16 protein-coding genes are annotated in these 15,147 nt (G+C 69.5%); 11 read left to right on the top strand and 5 right to left on the bottom strand.

Annotation, left to right across the window (positions count from 1 at the left end):
- Window positions 1-7 precede the first annotated feature (7 nt).
- The 4 genes from ON39_RS15825 (at window position 8) to ligD (ending at window position 3,919) form a co-directional block, all read left to right on the top strand.
- Entirely contained in the window at window positions 8-1,108 is a 1,101-nt protein-coding gene (locus tag ON39_RS15825; RefSeq protein WP_040734814.1) for an SPFH domain-containing protein, read from the top strand.
- Between the two features lie 29 nt (window positions 1,109-1,137).
- A complete protein-coding gene (locus ON39_RS15820; RefSeq protein WP_051186674.1) occupies window positions 1,138-1,539 on the top strand; it encodes a cold-shock protein in 402 nt (133 codons plus the stop codon).
- 302 nt (window positions 1,540-1,841) lie between these two features.
- A complete protein-coding gene (locus tag ON39_RS15815; RefSeq protein WP_174412530.1) occupies window positions 1,842-2,921 on the top strand; it encodes an ATP-dependent DNA ligase in 1,080 nt (359 codons plus the stop codon).
- The gene (gene ligD / locus ON39_RS15810) at window positions 2,918-3,919 is read left to right on the top strand and encodes a non-homologous end-joining DNA ligase (RefSeq protein WP_040734810.1); all 1,002 of its coding nucleotides are present in this window, start codon (window positions 2,918-2,920) and stop codon (window positions 3,917-3,919) included. Before ON39_RS15815 ends, ligD begins: the two co-directional genes overlap by 4 nt.
- A 27-nt stretch (window positions 3,920-3,946) precedes the next feature.
- Here the strand turns inward: ligD and ON39_RS15805 are convergent, their stop codons facing one another.
- Entirely contained in the window at window positions 3,947-4,672 is a 726-nt protein-coding gene (locus ON39_RS15805; protein WP_040734808.1) for a DUF4190 domain-containing protein, read from the bottom strand.
- 195 nt (window positions 4,673-4,867) lie between these two features.
- Between ON39_RS15805 and ON39_RS15800 the strand changes: the two genes are divergently transcribed.
- Complete coding sequence (locus tag ON39_RS15800; RefSeq protein ID WP_040734807.1) at window positions 4,868-5,233, top strand: hypothetical protein; 366 nt, start codon at window positions 4,868-4,870, stop codon at window positions 5,231-5,233.
- 20 nt (window positions 5,234-5,253) lie between these two features.
- On the opposite strand, the gene ON39_RS15795 is transcribed toward ON39_RS15800, so the two are convergent.
- The 3 genes from ON39_RS15795 to ON39_RS15785 all read right to left on the bottom strand — a co-directional run bounded on the left by ON39_RS15795 (window position 5,254) and on the right by ON39_RS15785 (window position 7,856).
- Complete coding sequence (locus tag ON39_RS15795; protein ID WP_051186673.1) at window positions 5,254-5,907, bottom strand: TetR/AcrR family transcriptional regulator; 654 nt, start codon at window positions 5,905-5,907, stop codon at window positions 5,254-5,256.
- Window positions 5,891-7,036, bottom strand: a complete 1,146-nt coding sequence (locus ON39_RS15790; RefSeq protein WP_040734806.1) for an acyl-CoA dehydrogenase family protein — start codon at window positions 7,034-7,036, stop codon at window positions 5,891-5,893. Before ON39_RS15790 ends, ON39_RS15795 begins: the two co-directional genes overlap by 17 nt.
- A 142-nt stretch (window positions 7,037-7,178) precedes the next feature.
- Window positions 7,179-7,856 (bottom strand): TetR/AcrR family transcriptional regulator, encoded by a 678-nt coding sequence (locus ON39_RS15785; protein WP_040734805.1) that lies wholly within the window; start codon window positions 7,854-7,856, stop codon window positions 7,179-7,181.
- 252 nt (window positions 7,857-8,108) lie between these two features.
- Between ON39_RS15785 and ON39_RS15780 the strand changes: the two genes are divergently transcribed.
- The 4 genes from ON39_RS15780 to ON39_RS15765 all read left to right on the top strand — a co-directional run bounded on the left by ON39_RS15780 (window position 8,109) and on the right by ON39_RS15765 (window position 11,858).
- Complete coding sequence (locus ON39_RS15780) at window positions 8,109-9,038, top strand: alpha/beta fold hydrolase (protein ID WP_040734885.1); 930 nt, start codon at window positions 8,109-8,111, stop codon at window positions 9,036-9,038.
- Between the two features lie 156 nt (window positions 9,039-9,194).
- On the top strand, window positions 9,195-9,905 hold the full coding sequence (locus ON39_RS15775) for a hypothetical protein (protein WP_040734804.1): 711 nt from the start codon (window positions 9,195-9,197) through the stop codon (window positions 9,903-9,905).
- An 85-nt stretch (window positions 9,906-9,990) separates the two neighbouring features.
- Entirely contained in the window at window positions 9,991-11,421 is a 1,431-nt protein-coding gene (locus tag ON39_RS15770; RefSeq protein WP_040734802.1) for an SDR family oxidoreductase, read from the top strand.
- 47 nt (window positions 11,422-11,468) lie between these two features.
- Window positions 11,469-11,858, top strand: a complete 390-nt coding sequence (locus tag ON39_RS15765) for a DUF2784 domain-containing protein (protein ID WP_040734801.1) — start codon at window positions 11,469-11,471, stop codon at window positions 11,856-11,858.
- Window positions 11,859-11,889: 31 nt separating this feature from the next.
- Here the strand turns inward: ON39_RS15765 and ON39_RS15760 are convergent, their stop codons facing one another.
- Window positions 11,890-12,657 (bottom strand): thioesterase II family protein, encoded by a 768-nt coding sequence (locus ON39_RS15760; RefSeq protein ID WP_040734800.1) that lies wholly within the window; start codon window positions 12,655-12,657, stop codon window positions 11,890-11,892.
- A 40-nt stretch (window positions 12,658-12,697) separates the two neighbouring features.
- Between ON39_RS15760 and ON39_RS15755 the strand changes: the two genes are divergently transcribed.
- A complete protein-coding gene (locus ON39_RS15755) occupies window positions 12,698-14,044 on the top strand; it encodes a CoA transferase (protein ID WP_246002610.1) in 1,347 nt (448 codons plus the stop codon).
- Between the two features lie 59 nt (window positions 14,045-14,103).
- Complete coding sequence (locus ON39_RS15750; RefSeq protein WP_281278335.1) at window positions 14,104-15,144, top strand: nucleoside hydrolase; 1,041 nt, start codon at window positions 14,104-14,106, stop codon at window positions 15,142-15,144.
- Window positions 15,145-15,147: the final 3 nt, after the last annotated feature.

The raw sequence follows: 15,147 nt of genomic DNA, 5'->3' as shown, positions 1-15,147 counted from the left end.
GACAACCGTGCTGGGCTACCACGTACCCGACCCGGACGAGGCGATGCTGATCAGCGGCGCCAAGAGCAAGGACAACGCGCCGTTCAAGGTGGTGATCGGCCGCGGCAGCTGGGTGGTTCCGCTGTTCCGCAAGGTCCGCTACCTCTCGCTGGCCATGTTCGAGGCCGAGATCAAGGAGCGCTGCGTCACCAAGCAGGCGATCCAGCTCGAGGTCCGCGCGGTGATCGCGTTCAAGGTCGCCAACGACACCACCTCGATCGTCAATGCGGCGCAACGCTTCCTGTCCGAGCAGGAGCGGGAGATGTCGGTGCTCACCGGCCGCATCTTCTCCGGTCACCTGCGCTCGATCGTCGGCTCGATGACGGTCGAGGAGATCATCCGGGAGCGCCAGAAGCTGGCCGACGAGGTGCTCGTCGCCTCGAAGGTCGAGATGGGCAATATCGGGCTCTGGGTGGATTCCTTCCAGATCCAGTCCATCGACGACGGCAACCTCGGCTACATCCAGGCGCTCGCCGCGCCGCACAACGCCTCCGTCCAGCGCGACGCGCAGATCGCGCAGTCGCAGGCCGCACAGCTGGCCGCCCAGGCCGAGCAGGAGTCGCTGCGCAGGCAGGCGGAGTATCAGCGCGAGACCGCGATCCTGCGCGCGCAGTACCAGCGCGACATCGACAAGGCGAATGCCGAAGCGGCACAGGCGGGTCCGCTCGCCGAGGCGATGGCGATGCAGGAAGTGCTGGAGGCGAAGGCCATTCAGGCCCGCAAAGAGGCCGAGCTGCGCGAGCAGCAGTTGCAGACCGAGGTGGTGAAACCCGCTCAGGCCGAAGCGGATCGGGTGCGCATCCTGGCCGAGGCGGAGGCCGACCGCACCAGGATCCAGGCCGCCGCGGCCGCGTCCAACAATCGGATCGCGTTGGACCAGTTGTTGATCGAACAACTTCCGGAAATCGTCAAGCAGGCCTCGAACGGACTGGCGAACGCCAATCTGACCGTGCTCAACGGGCCCGACGGCGTGAGCGAACTGGTGAACGGAATGGTCGGTCAGGGACTCACGGTTTTCAATTCACTGCAAAAGGCGCTTTCGTCCAACGACAGCGATAACGCGGGCTAAGGTGGCCGGGTAGCGACGGCGAGGAGCGGGTGTTGGTGTCCATCGGGAAATTGGTGTCGTTCGACAGCTCTCGGGGATTCGGTTTCATTCGACCGGAAGACGGCGGGCCGGACGTATTCGTGCACGTCAACGACATCGGTCTGGATGAAGACGAGTTGCGGCAGGGCCGGGTGTTCGAATTCGACATGACGGAAGGCGACCGCGGCCCCAAGGCGGTCAATCTCAGCGTGGCCGGTGGCCAGCCGAGCCCGCCCCCGCCGCACAAGACCAAACACCGGTCCGGCTCGGGACAGCTCAACGCCGCCGAACACAAACGCCTGATCACCGAGCTGTTGCTCGACGCGAGCCCCGCGCTCACCGCGGGCGAGATCCTCACCATCCGCGACCGCCTCACGGTCTTCGCCGAACAACACGGCTGGTTAGACGCTTGATCCGCCTCTCCGGGACTTCAAGCCAGACTCAGGTACCGCGAGAACCGCGTCGGCGACCGGCGGTGTGATTGCTCGTCCAGTTAGCCCGTCCCCGGCGAGTTACCCATGTGCACCCGAAATCAGTGGCGTGGAGCGCACCGGTCCAGGCGGGAGCACGGTCCGGCCAGGGGGGACACGTCGCTGCGGCTGCCGGCCTTCGCCAGAGTGTCGGACGCGGCGCATACGATCATCGGCGAGTACCGATGAGTTTGCTGTGGTCATGCCGTCGGTACAGGTGAGAACCTAATCCGAGGAGGATCGCTTTGGACCTACCGGTGATGCCGCCTGTGAAACCGATGCTGGCCAAGACCGCGCCCAAGGTGCCGCACGAGGGCGGGCTCAGCTACGAGCCGAAGTGGGACGGGTTCCGCTGCATCGTGTTCCGCGACGGCGACGAGGTCGAGCTCGGCTCCCGCAACGACCGCCCGTTGACCAGGTACTTCCCCGAGGTCGCGGAGTTGCTGAAGCAGGCGCTGCCGCAGCGGTGCGTGGTCGACGGCGAGATCGTGGTGGTCACCGAGGCCGGCCTCGACTTCGACACGCTGCAGAACCGCCTGCACCCGGCCGCCTCGCGGGTCAACAAGCTGGCGGTCGAGACGCCGGCCAGCTTCGTCGCCTTCGACCTGCTCGCCCTGGACGACAAGGACCTCACCGAGGAACCGTTCGCCGAGCGCAGGCGGCTGCTCGAGACCATCCTGGACACCGAGCTCGCGCGGGTCCACCTCACCCCGATCACCCAGGACCCGGAGGTCGCCGAGGACTGGTTCACCCGGTTCGAGGGCGCCGGCTTCGACGGCGTCATGGTCAAGGCCGACGACCTGCCGTATCTCCAGGACAAGCGGGTGATGCTCAAGGTCAAGCACGAACGCACCGCCGACTGCGTGGTCGCCGGGTTCCGCTGGCACAAGGACGGCGCGGGCATCGGCTCGCTGCTGCTCGGGCTCTTCGACGACGAGGGCAGCCTGCATCACGTCGGCGTCGCGAGCAGCTTCACCGCCGCCCGGCGCAGGGAACTGGTCGACGAACTCGCGCCGCTGCGCGAGAACGCGCTGGAGAACCATCCGTGGCGCGAATGGGCCGACGCCGCCGCGCAGGCCAGGGCCGACGGCAAGATGCCAGGCGGGGTGAGCCGCTGGACCGGCGGCAAAGACCTCTCGTGGGAGGCGTTGCGCACCGAGCTGGTCGCGGAGGTCCGCTACGAGCACGTGCAGTCCGGGCGGCTGCGGCACGGCGGCCGGCTGGTCCGCTTCCGCCCCGACCGCACGCCGGAATCGTGTACCTACGCTCAACTCGACGAGGCGCCGCCCGCGGAATTGAGCGCGATCTTCAGCGAGGCGAAGTGAGCTCATCGGTCGATATCGAGGCGGCGGGCCGCACCGTCACCATCAGCAATCCCGACAAGGTGTATTTCACCAAGCGCGGCGAGACGAAACTCGATCTCGTGCATTACTACCAGGCGGTCGCCGAACCGTTCCTGAATGTGGTGGGCGGTCGCCCGCTGCTGCTGGAGCGTTATCCCGACGGCGCGTCGGGAAAGTCGTGGTTTCAGAAGCGGGTGCCGAAATCCGCGCCGGACTGGCTGCACACCGTCGAGGTGTCCACGCCCAACGGCACCACCGCCGACGCGCTCGTCGCGCACGATCTCGCGCACATCCTGTGGGCAGTCAACCAGGGCTGCTTGGGTTTTCACGTGTGGCCCAACCGCGCGGACAACCTGAAGATCGCCGACGAGTTGCGCATCGACCTCGATCCCTCCCCCGGCATCTCCTTCGACGACCTGAAGCACGCGGCCGTGCTCACGCGAGAGTTGTTCGAGGAGTTGGGCATCGAGTCGCGGATCAAGACCTCGGGGTCTCGCGGGTTGCACATCTACGTTGCGCTGCAACCGAATTGGGATGGTTACCAGGTGCGCGCGGCGTCGGTCGCGCTGGCGCGGGAGCTGGAGCGCCGCCACCCCGACCAGATCACCGCGCACTGGTGGAAGGAGGAGCGCGGCAACCGCGTGTTCGTCGACTTCAACCAGAATGCCCCGCACAAAACGGTTTTCGGGGCGTGGTGCGTGCGCCCGAAGGTCGGCGCGCAGGTGTCGACCCCGATCGCCTGGTCCGAACTGGACTCGGTGGTACCCGACGAGCTGACCATCGCCACCGTGCCCGACCGGCTGGCCGAGCTGGGTGACCCGTGGGCCGACCGCGCGCCGCAGTCGATCGCCCCGCTGCTGGAGATGTCGGAGCGCGACCTGGCGTCGGGACTCATGGACGCGCCGTGGCCGCCGCAGTATCCGAAGATGCCGAACGAACCGCCGCGCGTGCAGCCGAGCCGGGCAAAGAAAGAGGAGTAGCGACCGCTACTCGGTCCACAGCACCGGCTACTCGGTCCACAGCACCCACGTGCCGCTGCGGCCCGCGCTCTCGCACACCAGCGCGCGGCCGTCCGCGGTGCGGCCCGTCTTCGCCGTGGTGCTATCGCATTTCGCGCCGGGCTGCTGAACCGTCGTGGACACCGTGTACGGCCCCGCCCACTGATAGTTGCCGCTCGAGCTGAGCAGGCAGATGAGCGTTCCGCCGTCGGTGGCGCTGCCGATCTGCCCCACCTGCCCGTCGGTACATGACGCACCCTTCTTCAGATTGCTCTGGTTCGTCGTGGACGGGCTCGCCGTCGTGGGCACGACCGGCGGCGGCGCGACGCTCGTCGTCGCCGCGGTCTTACCCACCCGAGTCCACGAGTCTGGCAGCATGTCGCCCGACAGCAGCACCAAGCCCGCGACCGCCGTCACCTCCGCGACCCCGATCAGCAGCGCGAACATCGCCATCACCCGCCCGCGCGGATGCGAGAACGCGATGAAGCCGAAAACGATGGCCACCGGGAACAATCCGATCAGCGCCGCCACCAGCGCGACGATCGCGTACGGATTCACGATGGGCGGAATCTCCACCCGCAGCCGGCCCGTCCGGCGCCTGCTCGGCGCGGGCTCCTGCCACCGTTCCTCGGGCTCCGGCTCGATCCACTGTTCCTCGTCACCCGCCGCCGGCCATCGATCGTCCGGCTGCGCCGAAGGCCAACGTTCATTCTCACGGCGTTGCGCCCGTGCCATGCCAGGTCCCTCTCCACACCAAACCACCGTGCAGGAACCTCGGACTGCCCGGACCCGCCCCGATTTCCCGACCCACAATAGGGCTCCGGCGACGCGCCATCATCTGAAACGTCCAATTACTAGCTGTTTTCCCCGTCGCGGGTCCATGCTGATCGGAGAGTGTCACTGATCTTGCGCTGACTCCCAGGAGGATCCATGCTCGGTAGCACCAACCCCGGTGACCACGACAATCGCCCGTGGCACGCCCAGGCCGGCGATCTGCTCGGCGACAATTACAACGTTCCCGGCCTGGTGCTGTGCGCGCTCGGCGTCGCCGCGCTCGCCTGCACCCTCACCGCCGCCGCGTACGGCGACGCCACCTGGACGCAGACCGGTGCGATCGCGACGGCCGCGCTGTGGATCCTCGGCATCGGCGCGCTGATCGTCGAGCACCGGCGCGAGGAAGTGATCGAGCGCAAGTACGGCAGGCCCGGCCACGCGCCGGGCAACCCGCGGCCGGTTCGTTACAGCGCGGGCGGCGTCGTCGCCCCTGGTGACGCCGCACCGGAGACGCTCGGCTGAGGGTCGGGGCCGCCGCGCGCTCAGCGCCGGCGGTCCACCTTCGGCAGCGACTCGGTGACCAGTGTCATCAGCATGTCGGCGAGCAGTTCGTGCACCTGCGGGCGGGTGAGCGTGCCGCGGGTGATCCATTCCCGCCCCGCCACTTTCACCAATCCGCCGTAGGCCCGCACCATCGCGCGCAAGACCGCACTGCGTGCCGAATCGGCGAGGCCGATCATCAGCAGCAGCCGCTCAGCGGCCGCGTCGTCGGCCTGGTCGAGGATCTGCTGCACCTCGGGGTCGTCGCCGACGCCCTCGTGACTGGTCACCTTCACCCAGGTGCTGCCGTGCTCGGCGATCGTGTCCAGCAGCCAGTGCACACTCGCGTCGACGCGCTCGCGCTCGGTGCCGGTGGGCACGATCATGTCGTCGAGCTTGGGCAGCGTCACCATCCGGCGCACGACCGCCAGGTACAGGTCGCGCTTGTTGCCGAAGTAGTGGTTGATCAGACCGCGGGCCACGCCGGCGCGCTGGGCCAGCTCTGCGGTCGAGACGGCCGCGTACGGCCGCTCGCCGAACATGTCGATCGCGCACGCCAGAATCTGGGCCCGGCGTTCGTCGGGCTCCAGCCGGCGACGGCGCGGTTGCGCGGCGTCGCCCGCGATCTCACTCGTCGTATCAGAGAGACCGGGCAATGAGATCCTTCATCACCTCGTTGCTGCCCGCGAGGATGCGCATGACGCGGGCGCCGGTGTAGAGCTGCGAAATCGGATACTCCGTCATATAGCCGTAGCCGCCGAACAATTGCAGGCAGCGGTCCACCACGATACCCAGCTGATCGGTGAGCCAGTACTTCGACATGGCCGCGGTGGGAATGTCGAGCTCGCCGCGCAGGTGCTTGACGATGCAGTCGTCGAGGAACGTGCGGCTCACCTTGGCGATGGTCGCGCACTCGGCGAGCTCGAACTTCGTGTTCTGCATCGCGAACAGCGGCTTGCCGAAGGCCTCGCGGCCCTTGGTGTAGTCGATGGTCAATCGCACGGCCTGTTCCATCATCGCGACCGCGATGACGCCGGTGACCAGCCGCTCCTGGGCCAGCATCTGCATCATCTGATAGAAGCCGAGGCCCTCCTGCTCGCCGAGCAGGTTCGCGACGGGCACCCGCAGGCCGTCGAAGAACAGCTCGGCGGTGTCCTGAGCCTTGCCGCCGATCTTGTTCAGGATGCGGCCGCGCTTGAAGCCGGGGGTGTCGTCGGAGACCTCGGCGAAGATCAGCGAGACGCCGGCCGCGCCCTTGGTCGGGTCGGTCTTGGCGGCGATGACGATGCCGTCGCAGAGCCAGCCGTTGGTGATGAAGATCTTCGAGCCGGTGATGACGTACTCGTCGCCCTCGCGGACCGCGCGGGTCTTGATGTTCTGCAGATCCGAGCCGGTGCCCGGCTCGGTCATGGCGATCGAGAGCACCATCTCACCGCTGGCCGCCCTGGGCAGCACGCGCTGCTTGAGCTCGGCGGAGCCGAACTCCTTCAGGTACGGCGCGATGATGGAGCTGTGCACCGGCATGCCCATCGCACCGTCGCCGGCCCGGGACTGCTCCTCGATGATCGCCGCCTCGTGCGCGAATGTCCCGCCGCCCCCGCCGAATTCGGTGGGAATGGCCGTGCACAGCAGGCCGAGCTCGCCCGCCCGGTTGTACAGCGCGCGGTCGGGGTGGCCCTGCGCGACGAACTTCTCCTCGTGCGGCACGACCTCCTTGTCGAAGAACGTCTTCGCCAGGTCGCGTACCGCCTCGACCTCGTCGTCACTCCATGCGGGGCGTGCCATCGTCGGATCCTTTGCTCGAAGCCCTCACCGGCGGTCATGCGGGCCTCCGGTTCCTGGCATCAGATTCTCGCACTATTGGCAACGTGTCAACAACATCGGCACACGGCGAGTCGATACCGCGTGGCGATGCTGAAAAAGCGGACTAGCGCGCCTGATTGACGGCGGCCAGCGAGGTGAAGATCGGCGTCTCCGGATCGGCCGATATGCCCTGCCTGCGCAGGAAACCGTCGATCAGGCCCCAGACGAATTCGGTTGCCTGGTCGATGAACTCGGCGGTCCGGTCCGGGTGCGGCAGCGCCGCGTCGGCCAGCCACAGGTCGGTGATGGCCACGACGACCCCGACCACGGCGCGCGACAGGTAGTCGATGCCCGCGGTGTCGATCGGGATGGACTCGGCGATCTCGCGCGCCTGCCCGGCGAAGCGGTCCGCGGCCGCGCGGCCGAGATCGAACTGCAGCACCGCGTCGTCGGAGCGCTGGGTCACCTGCGCCTGGCCCAGGAAGCGAAAAACGTTGGGATGCCGCACAATACTGTCGGCGTATCCGGTGAGCACCCGGCGCAGCGCGGTGCGCGGCGGTTGCAGCATGAGCGTCAGGTCGTTGCCCGTGGCGGCCGCCGCGGCCTTGGCCATCCGGTCGGCGATCTCGGTGTAGAGATCGGCCTTGTCGGCGAACTGCCGGTAGAGGCGGGGCTTGGTGATGCCGGCCTCGCGGGCGATGTCGTCCATGCTCGGCCGCGGCCCGTCGCGGTCGATCACCCGGATCGCGGCGTCGACGATCTCCGCACGGGAGGTCGTCGAACGGACGCGGGGGCGTGGCACGTCGGCAGCATACACGTACCGGCGGTACGGATTTCCGCCGTGCTGGAACCTCACAGTGGCACGAGGCAATAACCGTGAGGTACGCCATAGTCTGCGACTATCTCTCCCGCAGGCGAGAATTTCTTCGTACTGTCGGTATCGGAAAACGTACTGCCGGTACGGGCAGGCTCGGGCGATGCGCACCGTCGCGGGCCGAGCGCCCGGCCCGCCCGCGTGACCGTCCGGCAGCCCGCACCCGAACGAGGCAACGACATGACCAACCAGCTCGACACCGACACGCCCCGCCCGGATCGGCAGTGGACGGTGGCCGCCGACGGCGCCGACCTCGCCGTCTTCGAATGGGGCGACCCGGCCGCGACACCCCTCGTCCTCGTGCACGGCCTCACCGACACCCATCGCGTGTGGGCCACCGTCGCCGCCCTGCTGACCGACGGCTTCCGCGTGATCGCCTACGACGTGCGCGGCCACGGGCGTTCGGGCTCGCCCGCGCTGCTCGCGCAGTTCCGGCTCGACCGGCTCGCCGACGACTTCTACGCGGTGATCGACGCGGCGAGCCCGAAGCAGCCGGTGCACACCTGCGGACACGGCTGGGGCGCGGTGCAGCTGTGGGAGGCGGTGTGCGATTCGAGGGCGAACACCCGAATCGCCTCGTTCACCGCGATTTCCGGGCCCAACCTCGACCACCTCGGCCTGTGGCTGCGGGCCGTCGCGCCGCACGTGCGGCTGCGGGCCGGCGATCTCGGCTGGTGGTTGAGCGGCGTGCGGTGGACGTGGAGCCCGCTGCCGGTGGCGCGCAGGCTCTATCCGCCGCGGGTGCGCACCCTGCTGGTCGAGCGGCTCGGCGGGCTCTCGCCCGTCCCGGCCAGGATCGCGCGCACGTGGCGCACGGATCTGGTCGCGGGCGGCCGGATCGCGCAGGCCAATCTGCTGCATCATCTGCGGCGGCCGCGGGTGCGCCGGACCGCGGTGCCGGTGCAGTTGCTCGTGGACAGCACCGATCCGTTCGTGCCCGCCGCGCTCTACGACACCTCCACGCGCTGGGTGGACCGGCTGTGGCGCTGCGCGGTCCCCGCCGATCACTGGCTGCCGGTCACCGAGCCGCTGCTGGTCGCCGAGGCGATCGCGAACTTCGTCGACGACATGCGGGCCGATCACGCCTCGATCACCCCGCGCAGCAGCTGAGGGAGTTCCCCTCGCGCGGAACAGGACTGGGGCGAACGTCCGGCGATCATCAAGGGGAGGTGATACTTTCGCCCCATGATGGGACCGGCTGGTCGGAGGCCTCCTAGCCTCAGCAACGCCGGATGGCTGCACCAGCCGCTCGCACCGGTCGGGCCGATGCGGCCGTACCCGGACGGACGGGTGCCGCCGCAACCGCTCGGCCGGTGGAAACCCCGGGGCGGCAACCGAAATCGGCTCTGGCTGCTCGGCCTCGGCGCGGGCGTGTCGGCGCTCGTGCTCGTCGCCGCGCTGAACGTCTCCGACAAGCCCGGCGCCGAGCCGGCGCCCGACCTGCGCGGCTACCACTACGTCGACAACCTCTGCGCGATCACCGACACCGCACCGTACGCCCGCGCCGGATTCGCCTTGGCCCCATCGACTTCCGCGACGCTGAAGTACCCGCTGCACCAGACCCGGCTGCACCCCGCGCTCGACTCGATGACCTGCACGATCCGGCTGGCCCCGCCCGGATCGAGCGGCCGGTCCGACGACACCACCCTCATGGTGGCCGCGGCGGTGCACAAGCGGGCCGATCCCGGCCCCGAGTTCACCGCCCGGTTCGAGACCTGGACGCAGGCCGAGCTCGCCGCCGACGACGTCGTCACGAAGATCTCCGGCCTCGGTGACGAGGCGTATGTGGTTCGCCGGGAGAGCGCGCACGCGCCGCGCGCCGGCGTCACCCTCGCCGCCAGGGACGGGTGGACCACCTTCGAGATCAGTTGGCTGCACCCGCCCTCGGTGATCACGACCGCCGAGCTGAAGGTGCCCGAGGTGATCGATCTGCTGCGGCAGACGGCCACCACCACGATGGCGCTGCTGCGCGCGTGAGGCGACCGGCCGGTGGTCGGATCTCGGAGTTTGCGACAATAGCCGGGTCGATTTCCCAGCTCACCGAAGGACACCTGTACCACCGATGGCCGAAAGCATGATCGATCCGGACGAACTCGCGACCTGTCTGCGGGTACTGGACCAGGCCGGACGGCTGGAGAAGGACCACCCCGACTCCGTGGCGGTGCAGCGCGCGGTGGGCCACATGTTCAAGAAGCTCAAGCAGCGGCGCCGGGTCGAGGCCAGGACGGCCGTCGCCCAGGCCGACCGCGAGGTCATCGCCGCGACGGCCACCGGATCGCCGCAGCGGATCGACGACGAGACCGCGGGCATCCCGCTCGCCTCGAACGCGCGCGGCGCGACAGCGGGCACGCTCATCCGCCCGCGCCCGTGCTACATCTGCAAGCAGCAGTACACGCAGGTCGACGCGTTCTATCACCAGCTGTGCCCGGCGTGCGCGGCGAGCAGCCACGCGAAACGAGACGCCCGTACCGATCTGACCGGACGCCGCGCGCTGCTCACCGGCGGGCGCGCCAAGATCGGCATGTACATCGCGCTGCGCCTGCTGCGCGACGGCGCGCACACCACCATCACCACGCGGTTCCCGAACGACGCGATCCGCCGCTTCGCCGCCATGGACGACAGCGCGCAGTGGCTGCATCGGCTGCGCGTGGTCGGCATCGATCTGCGCGACCCGGCCCAGGTGGTCGCCCTCGCCGACGATGTCGCGGCGCAGGGCCCGCTCGACATCCTGATCAACAATGCCGCGCAGACCGTCCGCCGCTCCCCCGGCGCCTACAGCGCGCTGGTCGACGCCGAGTCCGGCCCGCTGCCCGCCGGCGCGCTGCCCGACGTGGTGACCTTCGGCAAGACGATGCAGGCGCACCCCACCGCGCTCACCGCGTCGCTCACCCCGACGCTCACGGCGGCCGACGTCGCCGAGCTCGCGTTGGTCGCGGGATCGGCCACGCCCGAACGCATCTCGCGCGGCGTCGCGATCGACGCGGGCGGTCTGGTGCCGGATCTCGCGCACACCAACAGCTGGGTGCAGACCGTCGCCGAGGTCGACCCGACCGAGCTGCTCGAGGTGCAGCTGTGCAACTCGGTCGCGCCGTTCATCCTGGTCTCCCGGCTGCGCCCGGCCATGGCCGCGGCCTCGGCGCGGCGCAAGTACATCGTCAACGTCTCGGCGATGGAGGGCCAGTTCTCCCGCGCCTACAAGGGACCCGGCCACCCGCACACCAACATGGCCAAGGCGGCGCTGAACATGCTCACCCGCACCAGCGCGGGCGAGATGCTCGAAGCCGACGGCATTCTCATGACCGCCGTCGACACCGGGTGGATCACCGACGAGCGTCCGCACTACACGAAGATCCGCCTCGCCGACGAAGGCTTCCACGCGCCCCTCGACCTGGTCGACGGCGCGGCGCGCGTCTACGACCCGATCGTCCAGGGCGAGCAGGGCGTCGACCTCTACGGCTGCTTCCTCAAGGACTACCGGCCTTCCCCCTGGTGATCCGGCGCTCGCCGCCGCACCCCGCGCGCCGAGGCTACGCTGGGAGGATGCTGTATCGGCTGCTGGCCGACGCCACCGCCGCGGCGCATTTCGTGTTCGTGGCGTACGTGGTGGTCGGCGGGTTCCTGGCGTGGCGGTGGCCGCGCAGTATCTGGCTGCACGTGCTCGCGTTCGGGTGGGGGTTCAGCACCGTGCTGGTCGGGATCGATTGCCCGCTCACGCATTTGGAGAATTGGGCGCGACATCGGGCGGGGCAGGCGGGGTTGCCGTCGAGCGGGTTCATCGATCACTACATCACGGGGGTGCTGTATCCGGATAGCGCGCTCGGGTTGGTCAGGGCGCTCGTCGCGGTGGGAGTCGCGGCGTCCTGGGTCGGGTATGTGTGGCTGCGTAGGCGGGCGGCTGGTTCGGCCACCCGCCTACAGGCATCCCACTAGTTCTCTGAATTTGACTGCCAGAGCGAAGCTTTCACGCTGGTGAGCGGACGAGATGCTGCGTGATGGCAGCGGCCAGTTCGGCCGGGCGTTCGTCGAGATAGAAGTGACCGCCGGGGAACGTCGTACGGTCGAAAGTGCCCTTGGTGAAGTCGCGCCAGTCGTCGGCCTGCTCCGAGGTCATCGTGGGGTCGTCGGTGCTGACGAAGGCGGCGATGTCGGCGGCGAGCGGGTCGCCCGGCGTGTATCGATACGTCTCGACGGCCTGGTAGTCGCCGCGTACCCCCGGCAGCACCAATTCCGCGAGACTCGGTTCGGCACGCAGCATCTGGATGGGCCCCCGGTCCGCGGCCAGGCGCTCGAGTTCGGCGATGAGGTCCTCGTCGGTCCCCAGGTGCACCCGCTGGGTCTCCACGAAAGTCGGTGCGGGACGGCCGGAGACGAGCAGCGTTCGTATCGCCTGCCCCTTGCGCTCCAGCCGCCGGGCGGTCTCGAACGCGACGGTGGCCCCCATGCTGTGGCCGAAAAGCGTCAGCCCGTCGATGATTCCGAGCGTCAGCACCTCTTCGGCAATCCGGTCGGCGAGCGCGTCCAACTCGGTGATCGGCGGCTCGGCGAGCCGGTCCTGCCGACCCGGATACTGCACGGCGGCGACGACGATGCCCGGCCCGAAGTGCTTCGCCAGGTCGCGGTACGCGGTGGCCGGCCCGCCGCCCGGTGGGAAACACAGCAGGTGGTGCCGGGGAGTCGCGTCGGATCGCAGGATCCGCAGCCACTCGCCGGACTCGATCGTTCGGCCCATGTATATCTCCTTCTCAGATGCGACTACTACGCTCTTCCGCGTGAACGCGCACACGCGGCTGGTCAACGACTACGAAGCCGGAATCGGTGTCACCTCCTCCGTCATTACCCCTGCTCCCGATCCGGGCAGCAATCTCGCTGCGACACTGCCGGTCTGGTCGCTGGCGGCCGGGTCGGTCGCCGCGCTCATCGCCGCGGCGAACCGAATCCGCGCCGTGCGCGGCCTCGACCCGGTGCCGCACCGCATCGACCCCGCACGTATCACCGCGGCGTTCTGTAGCGAACGCCTACTCCGGCTCAACGGTCGCCCCGCGACGATGTTCGGCGACCTCTCCGGATTCTTCCCCACGTTCGACGGATGGGTCCGCACCCACGCCAACTATCCGCACCACCGGGCCCGGTTGCTCGCCGCGCTCGGCCTGCCGGTCGACGCGCCCCTCGACCTCGCCGTCGCCCACATGGCGATGAGTCGCGCGGCCGATATCGAGGATCACGCCGCCGCGCACGGCGCCATCGCGGTCCGCGTCCGCACCGAACAGGAGTGGGCGAGCAGCGCCGAAGGATGGGCCGCCGCGAACGGGCCGTTGGTCGCGATCGAGACGCGCGCCGACCGCGGCGAGCCGGGTCTGCCGGTCGGGGCGGCGCCGTTCCAGCCGCTGCGCGGGCTGCGGGTGCTGGATCTGACCCGGGTGATCGCCGGACCGGTCGCGACGCGCTCGCTGGCTCTGCTCGGCGCCGACGTGCTGCGCGTCGACCCGCCGCGACTCCCCGAGATCCCTTGGCAATACGCCGATACCGGCCAGGGCAAACGCTCCACGCTGATCGATCTGTGGACGCAGCTGCCGCTCGTGCGGGACCTGCTGGCCTCGGCCGACGTGCTGGTCACCGGGTATCGGCCCGGCGCGCTCGAGCGCGCGGGGCTCACCGCCGCGATGCGCCCGGGGATGGTGCACGGGCGGGTCAGCGCCTGGGGCGAGGCCGGGCCGTGGGGGCAGCGGCGCGGTTTCGACAGCATCGTGCAGGCCGCGACCGGGATCTCGATCGCGGAGGGCGCGCCCGCCGTGCCGAGCGCGCTGCCCGCACAGGCCCTCGACCACGCGTCGGGTTATCTGCTCGCGGCGGGCGTGATCGACGCGCTGGCCGCCCGGGCGTGCGACGGCATCGGCCGCGACGTGCGAGTCTCCTTGGCGCGCACCGCCTCCTGGCTGCTCGCCGCGCCGGACCGCACGCCGCGCCACCCCCCGGCCGCGCTGCCCGACCCCGCGGAGGTGATGTCGCACGGGGACGTCATCACGGCCACGCCGGCCATCGCCGAGTATCCGGCGTATACGTGGGCCGCTCCGGCCTATGGCGGAGATCGACCGGCTTGGCCGTTGACGACTCGGTAGGCCGCGACTTCGTGCATGGCACGGGTAAGGCGCGGTGCGGCGGCCGTTAGTCTCGTGGTGTGCGGCAGAAGATCATCATGGACGTCGATACCGGAGTCGACGATTCCCTCGCGCTGCTCTATCTGCTCGCCTCGCCGGAGGCCGAGATCGTCGGGATCGCCTCGACCGCGGGGAATGTGCCCGCGGCGCAGGTGGCGGCGAACAATCTCGCCTGGCTGGACGTGTGCCGCGCGCCGGAGATCGAGGTCGCGCTCGGCGCCGCCGAACCGCTGGCGATTCCGCTGCGCACCACCGAGGACACGCATGGTCCGCAGGGTGTCGGCTATGCCGAGCTGCCGCCGTCCACGCGCGCGCTCTCGTCGCGCTCCGCCGCGCGCATGTGGGTCGACCTGGTCCGCGCGCGACCCGGTGCGATCGTCGGGCTGTGCACCGGCCCGCTGACCAATCTGGCGCTGGCGCTGCGGCTCGAGCCCGCGCTGCCGACGCTGCTGCGCCGGCTGGTGATCATGGGTGGCGCGTTCAACCACCCCGGCAACACCACGCCGACCAACGAGTGGAACGTGCACGTGGACCCGGAGGCCGCCAAGGAGGTCTTCGACGCCTTCTCCGCCGCGCCGCCGGATCGCAGGCCGATCGTCTGCGCGCTCGACATCACCGAGACCATCGAGATGCGCCCGCGGCATCTGGCGTTGCTCGCCGAGCGCGCGGGCAGCCTTCCGGTGCAGTGGGTTTCGGAGACCGATCCGCCCGAGGCCAGGTCGGCGACGAGCAATCCGATCGTCCGGCACGTCACCGACGCCGTGCGGTTCTACTTCGACTTCCACCGCCACTACGACCTCGGCTACCTCGCGCACATGCACGACCCGTTCGCCGCGGCGGTCGCGCTCGACCCCGTCCTCGCCGTCACCCGCCCCGCGACGGTCGACGTCGAGCTCGCCGGCACCTTGACGCGCGCGACGACGGTGGCCGACTGGGCGGGCATGTGGGGCCGGGAGCCCAACGCGGACATCGTGATCGGCACCGATCAGGAGTTGTTCTTCGACCGCATGATCAGCCGGGTCGGCGACTTCGCCCGCTCGCTGTACCCGCCGGTCGGATGAGAC

Origin of the sequence: Nocardia tenerifensis NBRC 101015 (assembly GCF_000308715.1) — a bacterium.
GTDB classification, from domain to species: Bacteria; Actinomycetota; Actinomycetes; order Mycobacteriales; family Mycobacteriaceae; genus Nocardia; species Nocardia tenerifensis.
Note: the sequence above shows the minus strand (reverse complement) of the source record. Positions and strands in the feature narration are given on the sequence as shown.